18 protein-coding genes are annotated in these 16,374 nt (G+C 71.8%); 9 read left to right on the top strand and 9 right to left on the bottom strand.

Annotated features, from left to right (window positions below):
• The first annotated feature begins 55 nt into the window (after nt 1-55).
• Together VGX25_RS19840 and VGX25_RS19835 are read left to right on the top strand one after the other, a co-directional pair.
• The gene (locus VGX25_RS19840) at nt 56-1,726 is read left to right on the top strand and encodes a hypothetical protein (RefSeq protein ID WP_326919329.1); all 1,671 of its coding nucleotides are present in this window, start codon (nt 56-58) and stop codon (nt 1,724-1,726) included.
• Between the two features lie 4 nt (nt 1,727-1,730).
• Nucleotides 1,731-1,898 (top strand): DUF2613 family protein, encoded by a 168-nt coding sequence (locus VGX25_RS19835; RefSeq protein ID WP_326919328.1) that lies wholly within the window; start codon nt 1,731-1,733, stop codon nt 1,896-1,898.
• Here the strand turns inward: VGX25_RS19835 and VGX25_RS19830 are convergent.
• Nucleotides 1,834-2,976 (bottom strand): glycosyltransferase family 4 protein, encoded by a 1,143-nt coding sequence (locus tag VGX25_RS19830; RefSeq protein ID WP_326919327.1) that lies wholly within the window; start codon nt 2,974-2,976, stop codon nt 1,834-1,836. The genes VGX25_RS19835 and VGX25_RS19830 overlap by 65 nt on opposite strands.
• 146 nt (nt 2,977-3,122) lie before the next feature.
• On the opposite strand from VGX25_RS19830, the gene VGX25_RS19825 reads away from it, so the two are divergent.
• Nucleotides 3,123-3,818, top strand: coding sequence for a class I SAM-dependent methyltransferase (locus tag VGX25_RS19825; RefSeq protein ID WP_326919326.1), 696 nt, complete (start codon nt 3,123-3,125; stop codon nt 3,816-3,818).
• Nucleotides 3,819-3,825: 7 nt separating this feature from the next.
• Here VGX25_RS19825 and VGX25_RS19820 read toward each other — a convergent pair whose 3' ends face one another.
• Nucleotides 3,826-4,869, bottom strand: a complete 1,044-nt coding sequence (locus VGX25_RS19820; RefSeq protein ID WP_326919325.1) for a DUF3068 domain-containing protein — start codon at nt 4,867-4,869, stop codon at nt 3,826-3,828.
• Nucleotides 4,870-4,970: 101 nt separating this feature from the next.
• On the opposite strand from VGX25_RS19820, the gene VGX25_RS19815 reads away from it, so the two are divergent.
• A complete protein-coding gene (locus tag VGX25_RS19815; RefSeq protein WP_326919324.1) occupies nt 4,971-5,738 on the top strand; it encodes an FkbM family methyltransferase in 768 nt (255 codons plus the stop codon).
• Nucleotides 5,739-5,746: 8 nt separating this feature from the next.
• Nucleotides 5,747-6,994 carry a hypothetical protein gene (locus VGX25_RS19810; RefSeq protein WP_326919323.1) on the top strand — a complete coding sequence of 416 codons (1,248 nt, stop codon included), beginning with the start codon at nt 5,747-5,749 and terminating at the stop codon, nt 6,992-6,994.
• 410 nt (nt 6,995-7,404) lie between these two features.
• Here VGX25_RS19810 and VGX25_RS19805 read toward each other — a convergent pair whose 3' ends face one another.
• The 6 genes from VGX25_RS19805 to VGX25_RS19780 form a co-directional block, all read right to left on the bottom strand.
• Entirely contained in the window at nt 7,405-7,719 is a 315-nt protein-coding gene (locus VGX25_RS19805; protein WP_326919322.1) for a hypothetical protein, read from the bottom strand.
• A gap of 81 nt (nt 7,720-7,800) precedes the next feature.
• Nucleotides 7,801-8,019, bottom strand: coding sequence for a hypothetical protein (locus VGX25_RS19800; RefSeq protein ID WP_326919321.1), 219 nt, complete (start codon nt 8,017-8,019; stop codon nt 7,801-7,803).
• Nucleotides 8,020-8,245: 226 nt separating this feature from the next.
• Complete coding sequence (locus VGX25_RS19795; RefSeq protein WP_326919320.1) at nt 8,246-9,400, bottom strand: acyl-CoA dehydrogenase family protein; 1,155 nt, start codon at nt 9,398-9,400, stop codon at nt 8,246-8,248.
• Nucleotides 9,397-11,412 (bottom strand): acetyl-CoA carboxylase biotin carboxylase subunit, encoded by a 2,016-nt coding sequence (locus VGX25_RS19790; protein ID WP_326919319.1) that lies wholly within the window; start codon nt 11,410-11,412, stop codon nt 9,397-9,399. The genes VGX25_RS19795 and VGX25_RS19790 overlap by 4 nt, the downstream gene beginning before the upstream one ends.
• A gap of 5 nt (nt 11,413-11,417) precedes the next feature.
• On the bottom strand, nt 11,418-13,031 hold the full coding sequence (locus VGX25_RS19785; RefSeq protein WP_326919318.1) for a carboxyl transferase domain-containing protein: 1,614 nt from the start codon (nt 13,029-13,031) through the stop codon (nt 11,418-11,420).
• A 79-nt stretch (nt 13,032-13,110) separates the two neighbouring features.
• On the bottom strand, nt 13,111-13,890 hold the full coding sequence (locus VGX25_RS19780) for an SGNH/GDSL hydrolase family protein (RefSeq protein ID WP_326919317.1): 780 nt from the start codon (nt 13,888-13,890) through the stop codon (nt 13,111-13,113).
• Nucleotides 13,891-14,172: 282 nt separating this feature from the next.
• Here VGX25_RS19780 and VGX25_RS19775 point away from each other — a divergent pair, with 282 nt between their 5' ends.
• Both VGX25_RS19775 and VGX25_RS19770 read left to right on the top strand, forming a co-directional pair.
• Entirely contained in the window at nt 14,173-14,769 is a 597-nt protein-coding gene (locus VGX25_RS19775) for a TetR/AcrR family transcriptional regulator (protein WP_326919316.1), read from the top strand.
• A gap of 16 nt (nt 14,770-14,785) precedes the next feature.
• Nucleotides 14,786-15,319: a hypothetical protein gene (locus tag VGX25_RS19770; protein WP_326919315.1), complete on the top strand. Its 534-nt coding sequence runs from the start codon at nt 14,786-14,788 to the stop codon at nt 15,317-15,319.
• Here VGX25_RS19770 and VGX25_RS19765 read toward each other — a convergent pair.
• On the bottom strand, nt 15,300-15,704 hold the full coding sequence (locus VGX25_RS19765) for a VOC family protein (RefSeq protein ID WP_326919314.1): 405 nt from the start codon (nt 15,702-15,704) through the stop codon (nt 15,300-15,302). The genes VGX25_RS19770 and VGX25_RS19765 overlap by 20 nt on opposite strands.
• Before the next feature lie 68 nt (nt 15,705-15,772).
• On the opposite strand from VGX25_RS19765, the gene VGX25_RS19760 reads away from it, so the two are divergent.
• Both VGX25_RS19760 and VGX25_RS19755 read left to right on the top strand, forming a co-directional pair.
• Entirely contained in the window at nt 15,773-16,132 is a 360-nt protein-coding gene (locus tag VGX25_RS19760) for a PadR family transcriptional regulator (protein ID WP_326919313.1), read from the top strand.
• Nucleotides 16,129-16,293 (top strand): hypothetical protein, encoded by a 165-nt coding sequence (locus tag VGX25_RS19755; RefSeq protein ID WP_326919312.1) that lies wholly within the window; start codon nt 16,129-16,131, stop codon nt 16,291-16,293. Before VGX25_RS19760 ends, VGX25_RS19755 begins: the two co-directional genes overlap by 4 nt.
• Nucleotides 16,294-16,374 lie beyond the last annotated feature (81 nt).

The raw sequence follows: 16,374 nt of genomic DNA, 5'->3' as shown, positions 1-16,374 counted from the left end.
GGGTTATAGCACCACAAAAGACTCACGACACCGGGCTGCCGGGAGGGCGGCGGCCCTGCCCGCGGTCGCCGCGGCTCTCGCCCTCGCCGTGCTGGCCCCCGTGCTCGGCCGCGGCTTCGTGCTCACCTACGACATGGTTTTCGTGCCCCGGCAGTCGCTGCTACCCGACGCACTGGGCCTCGGCTCCCTGCTGCCCCGCGCGGTGCCGTCGGACGCGGTGGTGGCGCTGGCGACGGGGCTGCTGCCCGGCGACGTCCTGCAGAAGCTCCTGCTGGCGGCCGCCCTGTTCGCCGGGGCGCTCGGCGCCGGGCGGCTGGTGCCGACCGGCTCGCTCGCCACCCGGGTGGTCGCGGCCACCGCGTACGGCTGGACCGCCTACGTCGCCGAGCGGCTGTTCATCGGCCACTGGCAGGTGCTGCTGGCCTACGCCTGCCTGCCATGGATCACCCGGGCCGGGCTGGATCTGCGGCACGGCAAGCCGAAGGCGGGCGCGCGGCTGATCATCGCCTGCGCGCCCGCGGTGCTCACCCCGATGGCCGGGGTGCTCGCGGCCGGGACCGCCGTGGTCAGCGCGGGCAAGCGGGGAATCCGGCTCAGCGTGGGCGTGTCCCTTGTGCTCAACGCGCCGTGGCTGGTGCCCGGCCTGCTCGGGCCGGCCGCCACACCGTCCACACCGGACGGCGTGACCGCGTTCGCCGCGCGGGCGGAGAGCTGGGGCACGCCCGTGCTCAGCCTGCTCGGCCTCGGCGGGATCTGGAACGCCGACACCGTCCCGGCCAGCCGGGACAACCCGCTCGTGCCCGTCATGACGGTGGCCGTCGTGGCCATGGCCCTGCTCGGGATCCGCGTGCTGGCGAGCCGCTGGGGCGTCGCGCCGGCCAGGGCCGTCCTGCTGCTCGGCGCGTTCGGCGTCACCCTGGCCGCGCTGCCCACCTTCCCGGTCGGTGCGGCCGTGCTGCGCTGGCTGATGGCCAACGGGCCGGGCGCCGGGCTGCTGCGCGACAGCCAGCGCTGGGTGGCGTGGTGGGCGCTGCCCCTTGCCCTCGGCTTCGCGCTGGCCGTCGAGCGGGCCGCGCACGTGCTGCGGACCGCGGCGGCACGCCGGGCCCTGCTGGCCGCCGCGGCGGCGCTGCCGATCGTGATCATGCCGGACCTGGCGTGGGCCGGCTGGGGGCGGCTGGCCGCGGTCGACTACCCGGACGACTGGGCAAGGGTCCGGGCCGTGCTCGCCGCCGACCCGCGGCCCGGCGACGTGCTGGCCGTGCCGCTGTCGACGTTCCGGCGGTTCGACTGGAACGACCGGCGCGTCCAGCTCGACCCGGCGCGGCGGGCGCTGCCCCGCCCCACCGTCATCGACGACACCCTCGTGGTGGACGGCCGCCCGCTGCCCGGTGACGACCGGCGCGCGGCGGCCGCGCGGCAGGCCCTGACCGGTGGCGGCGACCTGACCCGGCTGGGCTTCGGCTGGCTGCTGGTCGAGCACGGCACCCCGGGCCGGGTCGACGACCGGGTGCTGGCCACCCTTGAGCGGACCTACCGCGGGCCGTGGCTGTCGCTGTACCGGCTGCCCGGCGAGGTCACCCCGTACCCGGACGCCGGCCCGCCGCGGGTCCCGGTGCTGGCCGCGGACCTCGCGGCGCTGGCGGTGGTCGTGCTGGCCCTGTTGTGGTGGGGGTTACCGGCCGGTAAATTAGCCCGCATCAACCGGAACCCGACAAGGGAGTAGACCCGTGCGAGTGATAGTCGGTGTGATCGCCGCGGTTCTTGCCGGGCTCGCGCTCGCCACCGGCGTGACGGTCGCCGTGTCCCTGAGCTCGGCGCCGGACAAGGGCATCAACTTCGACGACGTCCAGCAGCCCGACCCCTGGGCCGGCGCGGTCGACTACGGGCGTCGGTGAGGGCCCGCTCGAACAGATCGACCCCGCGTTCCCACCCGTACCCGGCCGCGCGGTCCCGGCCGGCCCGGCCCAACGCCTCGCGATAGGCCGGCCACCGCAGCAGGTGGTCGATGTGGTGCACCATGGCCTCGAAGTCCTCGGCGAGCACCCCGGTCTTGTTGTCCACAATGGACTCACAGACCCCGCCGGCGGCGCGGTAGGCCACCGACGGCACCCCGTGCGCGGCCGCCTCCATGATCGCGATCCCCCAGCCCTCCTTGACCGACGGGCACAGGTGCACCGCCGACCGGGCCAGGATCTCGTGCTTGTCCCGCTCGTCCACCCAGCCGTGCAGGGTCACCCGGTCCTCGACGCCGCGTAACTCCGCGTGCCGCAGCAGGTTCGGCCGCCACCAGCCCTGCCCGACGACCTCCAGCCGCAGCTTGGGCCAGCGTTCGGACAGCCGGGCCAGCGCGTCGATGGCGTGCTCGATCCGCTTGTGCGGCACCAGCCGGCCGACGACGACCAGCGTCGGGTCCTCGTCCGGTTCGGCGCTCGTCCGCGGCGGCGGGTCCAGCCCCGGCCGGATCACCGTGACCCGCTCGGGCCGGATCCCGAGCGTGGCCAGCTCGTCCCTGGTGACCTCGGAGACCGTCAGGTAGCGGCAGCCGCGGTAGAGCCACGGCGCCAGCCGGGACTCGATCCACCAGCCGAGCCGGCCGAGCGTGTCGCCGAGCACCGAGCGCCACTGCTCCCGGTGCACGTGGTGCACCAGCACCAGGACCGGGCACCGCGCGACCAGCCGGGAGAAGAACGGGATCCCGTTCTGCACGTCGACGATCACGTCCGGCCGCAGCCCGGCGACCGCGAGCAGCGCCCGCGGGTACACGGTGAACCGGTTGCCCCGCCGGCGAAATCGCACGCCGCCGCGCCACTCGTCGGCGGCGGCGCCCTGGTATGCCGCGCACTGGATGGTCACCCGGTAGCCCCGGCCCACCAGCCCCTCGGCCATGCGCTCGAGGTACCGTTCCGAGCCGCCGCCCTCCGGGTGCGCGGTGTCCCGCCAGTTGAGGAGCAACACGTGCGGACGTGAGCTCATCAAGTCTCCAGACTGCCGGACGAGTGGTAAGTTACCGACCGGTATGAACCTAGTCGAAACTGCCTAAGAAAGCGATACCGCCGATGGCAGGTAATGGTCAGGTAATCGATTCAGTACGGCCCCGGGACGCGACCCTGGCCCGGTCCGTGCGCCTGTTTCGAGCGTTCCTTCGGGAGCAGTCCGACCCGGACCACTTCTACCGGACCCTGGCCGACGACTCGGTTCGGCAAATCGCTCTGTTCGCCCCGCTCGACGGGCGGATCGTGCTCGACGTCGGCGGCGGGCCGGGCTATTTCTCGGACGCCTTCCGGGCGGCCGGCGCGCACTACCTCGGGGTCGACCCGGACGTCGGCGAGCTGTCCGCGCGGGGGCGCCCCGGCACCGGGATGGTCCGCGCGAGCGGCACGGAACTGCCTGTACAGACCGGATCCGTGGAGATCTGCTACTCCTCGAACGTGCTGGAGCACGTGGCCGAGCCGGAGGCCATGCTCGCCGAGATGGTCCGGGTGACCAGGCCGGGCGGAACGGTGTTCGTGTCGTTCACCCCATGGTTCTCCCCGTGGGGCGGGCACGAGACCGCGCCGTGGCACTACCTCGGCGGCGGATACGCTCGCCGGCGTTTTCGGCGAAAGCACGGCAGGGAGCCGAAAAACCGTTACGGGGAGACCCTCTTCCCGCTCACCGTGGGCGCGGCATTGCGCTGGGCCCGGCGCGCGGAAAACGTGACGGTGGTCCGCGCCCTACCCCGGTATCATCCGTGGTGGGCCACCTGGATCGTGCATATTCCGGTGCTGCGGGAAATCGCCTCCTGGAATCTGGTGATGGTGCTCCGGAAACGGTAGGCGGCGGTCATCTGGCGCCGGTGAGCTGGCGCTCCTGCGGCGGGGTCGAGCCCTGCACGAACCCGCCGCTGCCGCCCCTGCCGAGCAGCAGCAGGGCCACCGCGGCGAGGATCAGCAGCACGCCGCCGATCCACAGGAAGATCGGCAACGTGGTCAGCAGCCACAGCTTCGACCGGTTCTCCTTGGCGTCGGCGACGTTCTTGCCCACGGTCTCGTCGGTGAACGTCAGCGTCCCGCCGAACACCACGGTCCCCTGGCCGGGGCTCTGGTCCGACCGGACGAGCTCCTGGCGCTGGTCCTCCGAGCCCTTGATGATCTGCCCGGTGGCCGGCTCGACCCACATGGTGCGCCGGACCTGGTAGTACAGGTCGGCCTTCACCGTGGGCTCGCTGCGGCCGACCAGCGAGCCGGGCACGTCCCGCTCCTCGAGCTTGCGCGGCTGGATGTCCTGCACGAACCGGTACACGGTCAGCCCGTCGATCTCCTCCTCGGCCTCGAACCGCGCGTCGGTGGCGTCCCGAATGGACAGATCGAACACGGCGTAGTCGTGCTTCTCGGTGTCGAACGGGAACTTCAGGTTCAGCCCCGGCTGGTTGATGTTGTCCTCGCGGATCGCGCCGGTGAACGAGGAGTCGGTCTTCGTTTTGACGTACCGGATCTGGCAGTTCTCGACCGCCTCGTTGGTCCGGCGGTCGACGCAGAGCTGCCGCTCGGTCGCCCGGATCAGGTTGCCGTTCTGGTCGACCACCTCGACGGCCTCGATCCAGCTGGCGACGTCGCCGTCCTCGACGACCTCGGGCTGGGTCAGGTCGCCGGACACGTACCGGTTGGCGGTCACGTCCAGGTTGGTGCGGATCTCCGGCAGGGCGGCGCCGTTGCTCTGCCGGACGATCACCAGCGCGGTGATCCCGCTGCCGGTGGCCACCGACACGGTCTTCGGGTCGAGCGGCGCCTTGGCCAGCCGCGGATAGGCGTACAGCCGCAGCAGCAACCCCAGCGCCACGGCGAAGACCCCCAACCCGAGTAGGACGAAACCCAGTATGCGACGCAAGGGTCCTCCTCGACGCTGAGCTCGGGGTCATGCGGATGACCCAACAAATTACCCGAGAGTAACACCTGGGCAAGCGTCCACTCGGCGTAGTGTCGTCCGCCATGGTCAGCAGGCTTCCCGCCCGCCCGGTCACGGCCGCGGTGTCCGCCCTGTCGAGGTTGGTGCCCGACCGCGTGTTCGCCGCCGCGGTGGCCCGCAGCTATCACCGGTTCGAGCCGGAACTGCGCCGGCTCAACGACTTCTGCCCAGACCACGGAACCGCGCTCGACGTCGGCGCGTGGTACGGGCCCTGGTCCCGAGCCCTGGCCGAGCGGGTCGACCAGGTGATCGCGTTCGAGCCGAACCCGAACGTGGCGCAGGTGCTGGAGAAGACCGCGCCCGGCAACGTCCGCGTCGTCCGGGCCGCCGCGAGCGATCACGCCGGCCGGGAGACGCTCTGGGTGCCGGACACCGGCATGGGCACCGAGGCCGTGGCCTCCCTGTGCGCCGAAGCCGGGGGCCGCGGCGTCGAGGTCGCCACCACCACGATCGACGAGCTCGCCCCCGCCGACGTCACCATGATCAAGCTCGACGTGGAGGGCGCCGAGCTGGCGGCCCTGCGCGGCGCCACGGCCACCCTGGCCCGCAGCCGCCCCGTGCTGCTGGTCGAGCTGGAGTACCGCCGCGGCCCGGTGGACGAGGTGCTCGCCTTCCTCACCGAGCACGGCTACACCGGCGAGATCCTGCTGCGCGACGGCTGGCGGCCGCTCGCCGGCTTCGACCTGGCCGCCCACCAACGCCAGGTCGCCCCGCGCCTGCACGGCTACCTGCGCACGGTCACCCTCGGCGGGCCCCGGTACGTCAGCAACGTGCTGTTCCGGGCACCATGACCGACGCCATGACCGAATCCTCCGAGCGCACCGGCCGGATGCGGGCGCTGCTCAGCGCGTCCGCCACGGTCACGCTGGCGACGGTGGCGGTGAACCTGCTCAGCTACGCGCTCGTGGCGATCGGCACCCGCACGCTGGGCCCGGAGCGGTACGCCGAGCTGGCCGCGCTGCTCGGGCTGCTGCTGGTGGGGTACGTGCCGGCGGCCACCGTGCAGGTGGTGCTGGCCCGGCGGGTGGCGGCGGGCGAGCGCGGCGGCCTCGGTCAGGCGAGCCTGCGCACGGCCGTCGCGGTCACCGTGATCGGGGCGGTCGCGCTGCCGGTGCTGCACCTGACGCTGCGGATCTCGGTGCCCTCGCTGCTCTTCCTGGTGGCCGCGCTGCCGGCGATGACCCTCGGCGGGGCGCCGATGGGCGCGGCGCAGGGTCTGCACCTGTTCGGGCGGCTGGCCACCACCACCACGATCATCGGGGCCGGCCGGGTGGGCGGCGCGATCGCCGGGCTCGCGGCCGGCGGCACCGCCGCCTCGGCCATGGCCGGCATGACGACCGGCGCCTGGCTGGCCCTGTTCGCCGCGGCGGCCGCGGTGAAAGGCCAGGCGTGGCGGGCGATCGCCGCCCGCGAGGGCGCCCAGGCGCGCGCCGCCACGCGGGAGGTCGCGCACGCCACGCTCACCATGCTGGCCATGGCGGCGATCATGACCGCGGACGTGTTGCTGGCCAAGCGCTACCTGCCCGCCGCCGACGCCGGCCACTACGGCGCCGGCGCCGTGGTCACCAAGGTGGCGATCTGGCTGCCCTACGCGGTGACCATGATCGCGCTGCCCCGGCTGGCCGTCGCCGGGCAGCGCCGGGCCGCGCTGCGCGTGTCGATCATCGTGCTCGCCGGGCTCGGCGTGCTCGAGGTGGCCGGCGTGCTGCTGCTCGGCGACGTGCTGTTCCCGCTGGCGGTCGGCGACCAGTACCGCCCCGTGCTCGGCTGGCTGTGGCTGTTCGCGACGCTGGGCGCGGTGCTCGCGATCGCCCAGCTGATCATCATGTCGCGGATCGCGGCCACCGACCGCTGGGTCGCCGCCCTGCTGTGGACCGGCCTGCTCGCCGAGATCGGCACGGTCGGCTTCCTGCACGGCTCGATCGGCACGATCCTGACCGTCGCCACGCTCACCGCGACCGCCGTCGCCGCCTCAGCCCTGCTGATTCCCGTTCGCGGCAAGGGAAAACCCGGCACCAACCTGGACCTAGGCACACTTCCGACCTAGGCCGCGTCCGAAACTCCGCTGAGATCAAACTCCGCTGAGCTCAAACTCCGCTGAGCTCAAACTGCGCTGAGGTCAACTGCGCTGAGGTCAACTGCGCTGGGGTCGGCAAATCTTTGGCGAGGGCGGCCGCCACACGACGACCAGGGCAGGGCGAGGAACGAGCCCCTGCCCGCAGGCGTCGTCAGCCGACCACCCACGACACCCGACCCCCACACCGGCCCGCAACCACCCAAGCAACCCGACCCCAGGCCGGCGCCGAAGGCGCCCGGCGGCCTTGCCCGAGCTAGAAAACACCGAGGCGCCCGGCGGCCTTGCCCGAGCTAGAAAACACCGAGGCGCCCGGCGGCCTTGCCCGAGCTAACAAGCACAGCGCCCGGCGGCCTTGCCCGAGCTAGAAAACACAGCCCGAGCTAGAAAACACCGCGCGGCACGTCCTGGGTGATCGGGCGGACCGCCGACGGCACCCGGAACACCGCGCCCAGCACGGAGATCGCGGCGATGGCGAGCCCGAGGTACAGCCCGATGCTCGCGCCCGCGTCGACGTCCTCCGGCCGCAGGTTCTGCCTGTCGAACTCGGCCAGATCCCGCACCGCGCCCCAGATGCACGCGTCGTTGCCGCAGTGCCAGACCCCGTACACCTGCGGCGGGGTCGCGGCCCGCGCCGGCGTCACCGGCGCGACCATCATGAGCACCAGGCCGAGCAGCGGAATGATCACGCGGCGCATCGGGACCTCCTCGGCAGGAAAGGAGTGCCGGCCGATTGTCGCTCCGCCCGCCCGCGTTGTAAATGGTCTGGACCTATCGATTTAGTCCACACCGGCGATGCTCGACGTGCCGATGAGGGCGGCGAACCACACGACCACCGCCACGCCCGGCCACACCAGCGGTGACGAGGCCCGGCGCGCCGCGAGCCAGCCACCGGCCAGGCAGATCAGGATGGCGGCGGCACATCCCGCCGGCGGCAGGATCGCGACGAGCCGTTGGGTGGCGGCGAACAGATCGGCCGCGCGCCGGCGCTGCCGCACGCGTCGCTCGCCATGACGCTCAGCCCGCCTGCGATGAACGAGAAGGGCAGCCCGATCGCGCCCAGCAGGGCCAGGCCCGCCGCCCACGTGCCCCAGTGCCATCCCGCGGCCCCTGCCCGGGACGGTGCCGGCTCCTCGACGTCGTCCATGCGGCTGGGACAACCGCCGGGCCGGCAAGGGTTCCGCGGCCCGGTGAAGTTGAGTAGCTCCCCCTAGCCCGACCGGATCAGCGCAGGCCGAGCTCGCGGGCGATGAGCATGCGCTGGACCTCGCTGGTGCCCTCGCCGATCTCGAGAATCTTGGCGTCGCGGTAGAACCGGCCGACCGGGAACTCGTTCATGAAGCCGTAGCCGCCGAAGATCTGGGTGGCGTCCCTGGCGTTGTCCATCGCGGCGTTGGAGCCGACCAGCTTCGCGATCGCCGCCTCCTTCTTGAACGGCTCGCCCCGGACCAGCTTGGCGGCCGCGGCGTAGTAGGCCAGCCGGGCCGTGTGCACCCGCGCCTCCATATCGGCGATCTTGAACTGGATCGCCTGGTACTCCCCGATCTTGCGGCCGAACGCCTCCCGCTCGTGCACGTAGCGCACGCACTCGTCGACGCAGCCCTGGGCCAGACCCACCGACAGCGCGGCGATCGCCACCCGACCCTCGTCCAAAATGGACAGGAACTGGGCGTAGCCCCTGCCGCGCTCGCCGAGCAGGTTCTCCTCCGGCACCCGGCAGTCGGTGAACGACAGCTCCCTCGTGTCGGACGCGCTCCAGCCGACCTTGGAGTACTTTTTGGACACCGCGAAGCCCGGCGTTCCGGACGGCACGATGATCGTCGAAATCTCCTTGTGCCCGCCCGGTTCCGTCCCGGTCACCGCGGTCACGGTGACCAGGGAGGTGATGTCCGTGCCGGAGTTGGTGATGAACGCCTTCGACCCGTTGATCACCCACTGGTCACCGTCGAGCCGCGCGGTGGTGCGCGTGGCGCCTGCGTCCGAACCCCCGCCCGGCTCGGTCAGGCCGAACCCGCCGAGCGCCTCGCCCGCGCACAGCGCCGGCAGCCAGCGCCGCTTCTGCTCATCGGTGCCGAACCGGTAGATCGGCATGGCCCCGAGGGAAACGCCGGCCTCCAGGGTCACCGCCACCGACGAGTCGACCCGGCCCAGCTCCTCGAGCGCGAGGCACAGCGCGAAGTAGTCGCCGCCCATGCCGCCGTGCTCCTCCGGGAACGGCAGCCCGAACAGGCCCATCCGGCCCATCTTCGCCACGATCTGGTACGGGAACTCCTCGCGCTCGTAGAAGTCGCCGATGACCGGCGCCACCTCCTCGCGGGCGAACTCCTGCACGGTCTTGCGCAGCGCCTCGTGCTCCTCATCGAGACGAAAGTCGATCATGACGGCTCCTCCGACGGGGTGACCACGGCCAGGGGTTGGTTCAGCGCGACCTGTTGTCCCGCCTGAACATTCAGCTCGGTGAGCACGCCGTCCACCGGTGCGGTGATGGTGTGCTCCATCTTCATCGCCTCGACGATCAGCAGCGGCGCGCCGGCCCTGACCCGGTCGCCGGGCGCGGCCTTGACCTCGAGCACGGTGCCGGGCATGGGACTGGTCAGCGGCCCACCGGCCGCCACGGCGGACGAACCGCTCTCCAGCATGGAGTGCTCGGCCACCGCCCAGGACCTCCCGTCGGCGGCCAGCCACAGCGTGTCGGTGGCCGCGTCCAGCGCCCGCAGGAACCTCGTCCGGCGGCCGCCGTAGGTCAGCACCAGCTCGTCGCCGTCCCAGATTGCCGCGGCCGCAACGGGTTCCGCACCGTCGACGCTCACCGAGGCCGCCTCCGGTCCGCCGGCGACCCGCACGGTGACCTGCCGGCCGGCAGGGGTTGGCGGGGCGGGAAGGACACAGTCCAGCCGGAACGCCGTGCCGACGGCGCCGCCGACGCGCCACCCGTTGGGCACGTCCCACGGGTCGATCACCGGCCCGGCCGGCCGCAGGGACAGCAGCTCGTCGAGCGCGGCCGCGGCGAGCACCTCGTCCGGCACCGGCTCGGCCGCCACCAGCTCGGCCAGCCGGCGCTCCACCAGCTGGGTGTCGAGTTTTCCCTCCCGCACGTCCGGATCGCGCAGCAACGCCCGCAGGAACGCCACGTTCGTCCGGACACCGAGCACGACGGTGCGCCCGAGCGCGCGGTCGAGCCGGTCGAGCGCCTCGTCGCGGGTGGGCGCGTACGCGATCACCTTGGCCAGCATCGGGTCGTAGTCCGAGCCGACCACCGCACCAATGCGCAGCCCGGAGTCCACCCGGACGCCGAACCCGCCGGGCTCGTCGAGCAGCAGCACGGTGCCGCCGGTCGGCAGGAAGTCGCGGGCCGGGTCCTCGGCGTACACCCTTGCCTCGATCGCGTGCCCGTCGAGCTCGATCTCGCCCTGCTCCCAGCTGATCGGCTCGCCGGCGGCGACGTGCAGCTGGACGGCGACCAGGTCGATCCCGGTCACCTCCTCGGTCACCGGGTGCTCGACCTGTAGCCGGGTGTTCATCTCCATGAAGAAGAACTCGTCCGGCCGGTCCGCCGACACGATGAACTCCACCGTGCCGACGCCCTCGTAGCCGACGGAGCGGGCGGCGTCGACCGCGGCGGCGCCCATCCGCTCCCGGATGTCCGGGGTCAGCAGCGGCGACGGGCACTCTTCGATGATCTTCTGGTGCCGGCGCTGCAGGCTGCACTCGCGCTCGCCGAGGTGCACCACCTTGCCGTGCCGGTCCGCGACGACCTGGATCTCGATGTGCCGCGGCCGTTGCACGAACCGCTCGACCAGCAAGGTGTCGTCGCCGAACGCGCCACGCGCCTCCCGCCGCGCCGACTCGATCGCCGCGGGCAGCCCGGCCGCCTCGGTCACCAGCCGCATGCCCTTGCCCCCGCCGCCCGCGGACGGCTTGAGCAGCACCGGAAACCCGATCTCCGCGGCCGCCGCCGCGATGTCCGCATCGGACAGTCCGGGCTCGGTTCGGCCGGGCACCACTGGAACCCCGGCCGCCATGACCGTTCGCTTGGCCCTGATCTTGTCCCCCATGGCCTCGATCGCCTCGGCGGGAGGCCCGATGAACACCAGCCCGGCCGCCGCGCAGGCGCGCGCGAACGCCGGGTTCTCGGCAAGGAACCCGTACCCGGGATGGATCGCCTGCGCGCCGGTCTCCCGTGCCGCGGCGATGATCCGGTCGATCGACAGGTAGCTGTCCCGGGCCGCGGCCGGTCCGATGTGGACGGCCAGGTCCGCATCCCGCACATGCCGGGCGTCGGCGTCGGCGTCGCTGTAGACGGCGATCGCGCGGATCCCCATCCGACGCACCGTGTCGATGATCCGAACCGCGATCTCCCCGCGGTTGGCGATCAGAACGCTGTCGAACAACCCGATCACATCCTGAAGACGCCGTAACGGACCGGCTCGAGCGGCGCGTTGGCCGCCACCGACAACCCCAAGCCCAGCACCGTCCGCGTGTCCAGCGGATCGATCACCCCGTCGTCCCACAGCCGGGCCGTCGAGTAGTACGGGTTGCCCTGGTCCTCGTACTGCTGGCGGATCGGGTCCTTGAACGACTCCTCGTCCTCTGTGGACCATTCGCCGCCGGACGCCTCGATCTGGTCCCTGCGCACCGTCGCCAGCACCGACGCGGCCTGCTCGCCGCCCATCACCGAGATCCGGGCGTTGGGCCACATCCACAGGAACCGCGGCGAGTACGCCCGGCCGCACATCGAGTAGTTCCCGGCGCCGAACGAGCCGCCGATCACCACGGTGAACTTCGGCACCCGCGCGCAGGCCACCGCGGTGACCATCTTCGCGCCGTGCTTGGCGATGCCGCCGGCCTCGTAGTCGCGGCCCACCATGAACCCGGTGATGTTCTGCAGGAACACCAGGGGAACGCTGCGCTGGTCGCACAGCTCGATGAAGTGCGCGCCCTTGAGCGCCGACTCGCTGAACAGCACGCCGTTGTTGGCGACGATCCCGACCGGGTGGCCGTGGATCCGGGCGAACCCGGTGACCAGCGTGGCGCCGTACTCCTTCTTGAACTCCCGGAACCGGCTGCCGTCCACGATCCGGGCGATCACCTCGCGCACGTCGTAGGGCGTCCGGGAGTCGGTGGGCACGACGCCGTAGAGCTGCGCCGGGTCGACCACTGGGTCCTCGACCGGCGCCGCCTGCCAGGCGCGCGGCACCCGGGGCCCGAGCGTGCTGACGATCGACCGCACGATCCGCAGCGCGTGCGGGTCGTCGTCGGCCAGGTGGTCGGTGACGCCGGAGGTGCGCGCGTGCACGTCGCCCCCGCCCAACTCCTCGGCGCTGACCACCTCGCCGGTGGCCGCCTTCACCAGCGGCGGCCCGCCGAGGAAGATCGTGCCCTGGTTGCGCACGATGACCGCCTCGTCGCTCATCGCCGGGACGTAGGCGCCGCCCGCGGTGCACGAGCCGAGCACGGCGGCGATCTGCGGGATCCCGCGCGCGGACATGGTGGCCTGGTTGTAGAAGATCCGTCCGAAGTGCTCCCGGTCCGGGAACACCTCGTCCTGCCTTGGCAGGAACGCCCCGCCGGAGTCGACCAGGTACACGCACGGAAGGTTGTTGTGCAGCGCGACTTCCTGGGCGCGCAGGTGCTTCTTGACGGTCAGCGGGTAGTAGGTGCCACCCTTCACCGTGGCGTCGTTGGCGACGATCACGCACTCCCGGCCGGAGATCCGGCCCACACCGGTGATGATGCCGGCGGCCGGCGCCTCGTCGTCGTACATGCCGTTCGCGGCCAGCGGGGACAGCTCGAGGAACGGCGAGCCGGGGTCCAGCAGGGAGTCCACCCGGTCCCTGGGCAGCAGCTTGCCGCGCTCCACGTGCCGCGCCCTGGCCCTCTCCGGGCCGCCCTGCCGGGCCACCGCAAGGCGGGCGCGCAGATCCTCGACAAGCGCCGAGTGCTCCTTGAGGTAGCGCTGGTATGCCGGGTCGGCCGGGTCGGCCTCGGTGCGCAGGACGGGTGCGTCCATCTCGCTCCGCTCACGTTAGTCGCCGTTAACTAAACCAATGTTAGCGGCGACTAACGTGAGCGTCCAGCCGGGTCGACCGTCAGCCGGTCACCCCGTTGAGCGCGGGTAGATAGGCACGCGAGTGGCCCGACGCGTTCGGGTGGTACGACTCGACCAGGTTGCCGAGGTTGATGCCGTTGATCCACTGCGCGGACGTGCACACCTCGTGGCCGGCGAAGTTGTCCCTGGTGTCCTCGTAGGTGAACCCGGCAGCCGCCGCCCGTGCCGCGATGATGGTGGACAGCTCGTTGGCCGCGCCGTTGACGGCGTTGCGCTTGGTGGTGCTGAACCACCAGCAGAAGCCGGCGCTGAACAGGCGCGGATAGCCGAGCACGACCACCCGCGCGGACGGCGCCCGGCTGCGGATGGCGGAGTACACGGCGTCCAGCCGGCCGGGCAGGGTGGTCTGCGCGAACGCCCGTGCCTGGTTGACCCGGTTGACGCAGGTGCTGTCCGAGCCGGTCGTGCAGGTGATCACCACGTCGGAGAACCCGGCGTCGTTGCCACCGATGGAGATCGTGACCAGGTTGGTGGCCGCGCTCAGCGCGTTGACCTGGCCGTTGAGGACGTCGGCGGTCTCGGCGCCCGAGCACGCGACGAAGGAGAGCGTCGCACCGTGCGAGCTGGCCCACAGTGGTGCGTAGGCGTTCGCGCTGCGCAGGCACGAACCGCTGTCGCCGTAGCTGCCGGCACCGGTGCCCGACGCGTAGGAGTCGCCGAGGGCGACGTAGTTCACGGCGAGCGGAGCGGCCCCGGCCGGGGCGACGAGGGCGAAGGTGAGAAGGGAAACGGAGAGCAGGGAAATCAGCAGGGTACGCATGACAACCTCCGTTGGATGTCAGGTATACCCATCAGTACCAGGGCATTTCCCAAACCGGAAGTAGTCGGTGAAACATTCACCCAACCGACATGCCAGATCGAGGCGCGGCAGCCAGGGCGACCATCGAGCGCGCCCGGGCCGAAGGCACGCGATCGCGGTGGCAGGGCACCGATCAGCGAAGCCGAGCGCAACCCGAGAAGCCGGCCCTGCCGGCGCGATTGCTTAGCGCGCAACCGCGTCAACACAGTTAGCGTTCGCTAACCGGACGGCTACGATGGAACGATGCCAGCAACCCCAACCCGCCGGGAGCAGATCCTCGCCGCGGCCGCCGACCTGTTCGCGCGGCACGGCTTCCACGGCGTCGGCATCGACGACATCGGATCGGCCGTCGGCATCTCCGGACCCGCGCTGTACCGCCATTTCCGCAGCAAGGACGCGATGCTCGGGGAGATGCTGACCGCGATCAGCGAGGATCTGCTCGCCGGCGGGCTGGCCAGGGTGGAGCAGTCGGAAACGCCCGCTGCCGCGCTCGGCGAGCTGGTGCGCTTCCACGTGGACTTCGCGCTCGACGACCCGGCGCTGATCACCGTGCAGGAGCGAAACCTCGGCAACCTCACAGACCCGGACCGGCGCCGGGTGCGCGCCCTGCAACGGCGCTACGTCGAGGTCTGGGTCGACGCGATCCACGCCGCCGTGCCCGGCACCACCGAGCCCACCGCCCGCGCCGCGGCACACGCGGTGTTCGGCCTGATCAACTCGACCCCGCACAGCCGCCGCCTCGACCGCGAGCAGATGGCCCGCCTGCTGCGCAGGATGGCGCTGGCCGCGCTGGCCGCCGCGGTAGAGGCCAGTTCGGACAGCCTGATCCACTCCGGGTAACCACAAGATTCCCCGAATGGACGCGCCCATTCGGGTCGGGCTGATGGAAGATGGGGCGGTGGACCCGCACTCAGAGCGGCAGCGGCGCCTCATCGCCGCCGCCAGCAGGGCGCTGGCCGCGATGCACGCGGGGGAGGACGAGGGGGCGCTGGACGGGGTGGCCGACGCGGTGCGCTCCTCGCCGCACAGCCACACCGACGCCCGGGAGCTGATGCTGCTGCTGTTCCGCGAGTGCAGCACGATGGTGTCCGCGCTCGGCTCCGGCGGCACCACCCCGGTTCGCATGCAGGTCTACGACGACGAGGGCCAGGAGGTCCCGATCGACGAGGCCGACCCCCCGGTCCGCACCGCCGTCCGCACCCTGCTCGCCGAGGTCCACGGCGACACCGACGCCGCCCGCGCCCACATCGAGATCGCGCTCACCAACGCCGCCCCCGACGAGATGGCCACCCTCATGGTCCAGGCTCTCCGCTGGACCATCCGCCTGTCCGCCGAGTGCATCAACCGCGGCCTCCCGGTCGCCGACTGGATCACCGACGCTCTGTCGTAGTCCCCCATTTCTGGCCGAGGGCGTAGCGCGTGCCCTCGGAGTCCTCGAACACCGACCACCAGCCCCAGAACTGCTTGCTCGGCGGGGTGGTGAACGTGACGCCGCGCTCGGTCAGCTCGCGGTAGGCCGCCTCCACGTCGTCGGCGTAGAACATGACGTTGGAGCTGGGCAGCTGCTCCCCCGGGGCCGTGCGGGCCGGCTCCTCGGGGCGGCGCAGGGAAAGCACCAGCCGGGTGTGGCCGTCCGGGGTGAGCACGGCGATCCACCGCTCGTCGCCGTACGGCGAATCCTCCACGACCTCGAAACCCATTGTCTCCGACCAGAACTTCTTGGCCCGCTCCTGGTCGTCGACGGTCAGTACGACCTGGTTCACGCCGCTGATCATTCCGCTCTCCTATCCAGATTGAGTATATCCATATCAGGTATAATGAGATCGGACTGTATATTCCGGACATGGCGGAACGCAACCCCCCTCCGCTCACCCCGGCCGGGTTCCAGGTGCTGCTCGCCCTCGCGGGCGGGAAGGCGCACGGGTACGCGGTGATGCGGTTCGTCGAGGAGGTCACGGGCGGCGCGGTACGGCTCGGACCGGGCACGCTGTACCGCACGATCGCGCGGCTGGTGGCCGACGGGCTGGTCGAGGAGGTCGCCGGCGGGAGCAGCGGCGAGCCACACGACGCCCGCCGGCGCTACTACCGGCTCACCCCGCTCGGCCGGACCGCGGCGCGGCGGGAGACCGGGCTGATGGCCCGCCTGGTCGAGGTCGCGGCCGATGCCGGGCTGCTGGACGGCCGGCGCAGGTCGACGGCATGAGCCGGCCGCACGCGCTCACGCCGCACCTGTTCGTCCGGGACGTGTTCGCGGCGATCACCTTCTACCGCAAGGCTTTCGGCGCGGTGGAGCTGTTCCGCAACGTGCTGCCGAGCGGCACGGTGCTGTTCGTGGAGCTGGCCGTCGGCGGCTGTGTTTTCTAGCTCGGGCAAGGCCGCCCTGTCGCCTTCGGCGAGCGGCCTCGGGTCGGGTTGCTTGGGGGTTGCGGGCCGGGGTGGGTGGTT

It is taken from the genome of Actinophytocola sp., from assembly GCF_035942955.1.
GTDB lineage: Bacteria > Actinomycetota > Actinomycetes > Mycobacteriales > Pseudonocardiaceae > DASYTH01.
This window is presented reverse-complemented; position numbering and strand designations above follow the sequence as displayed.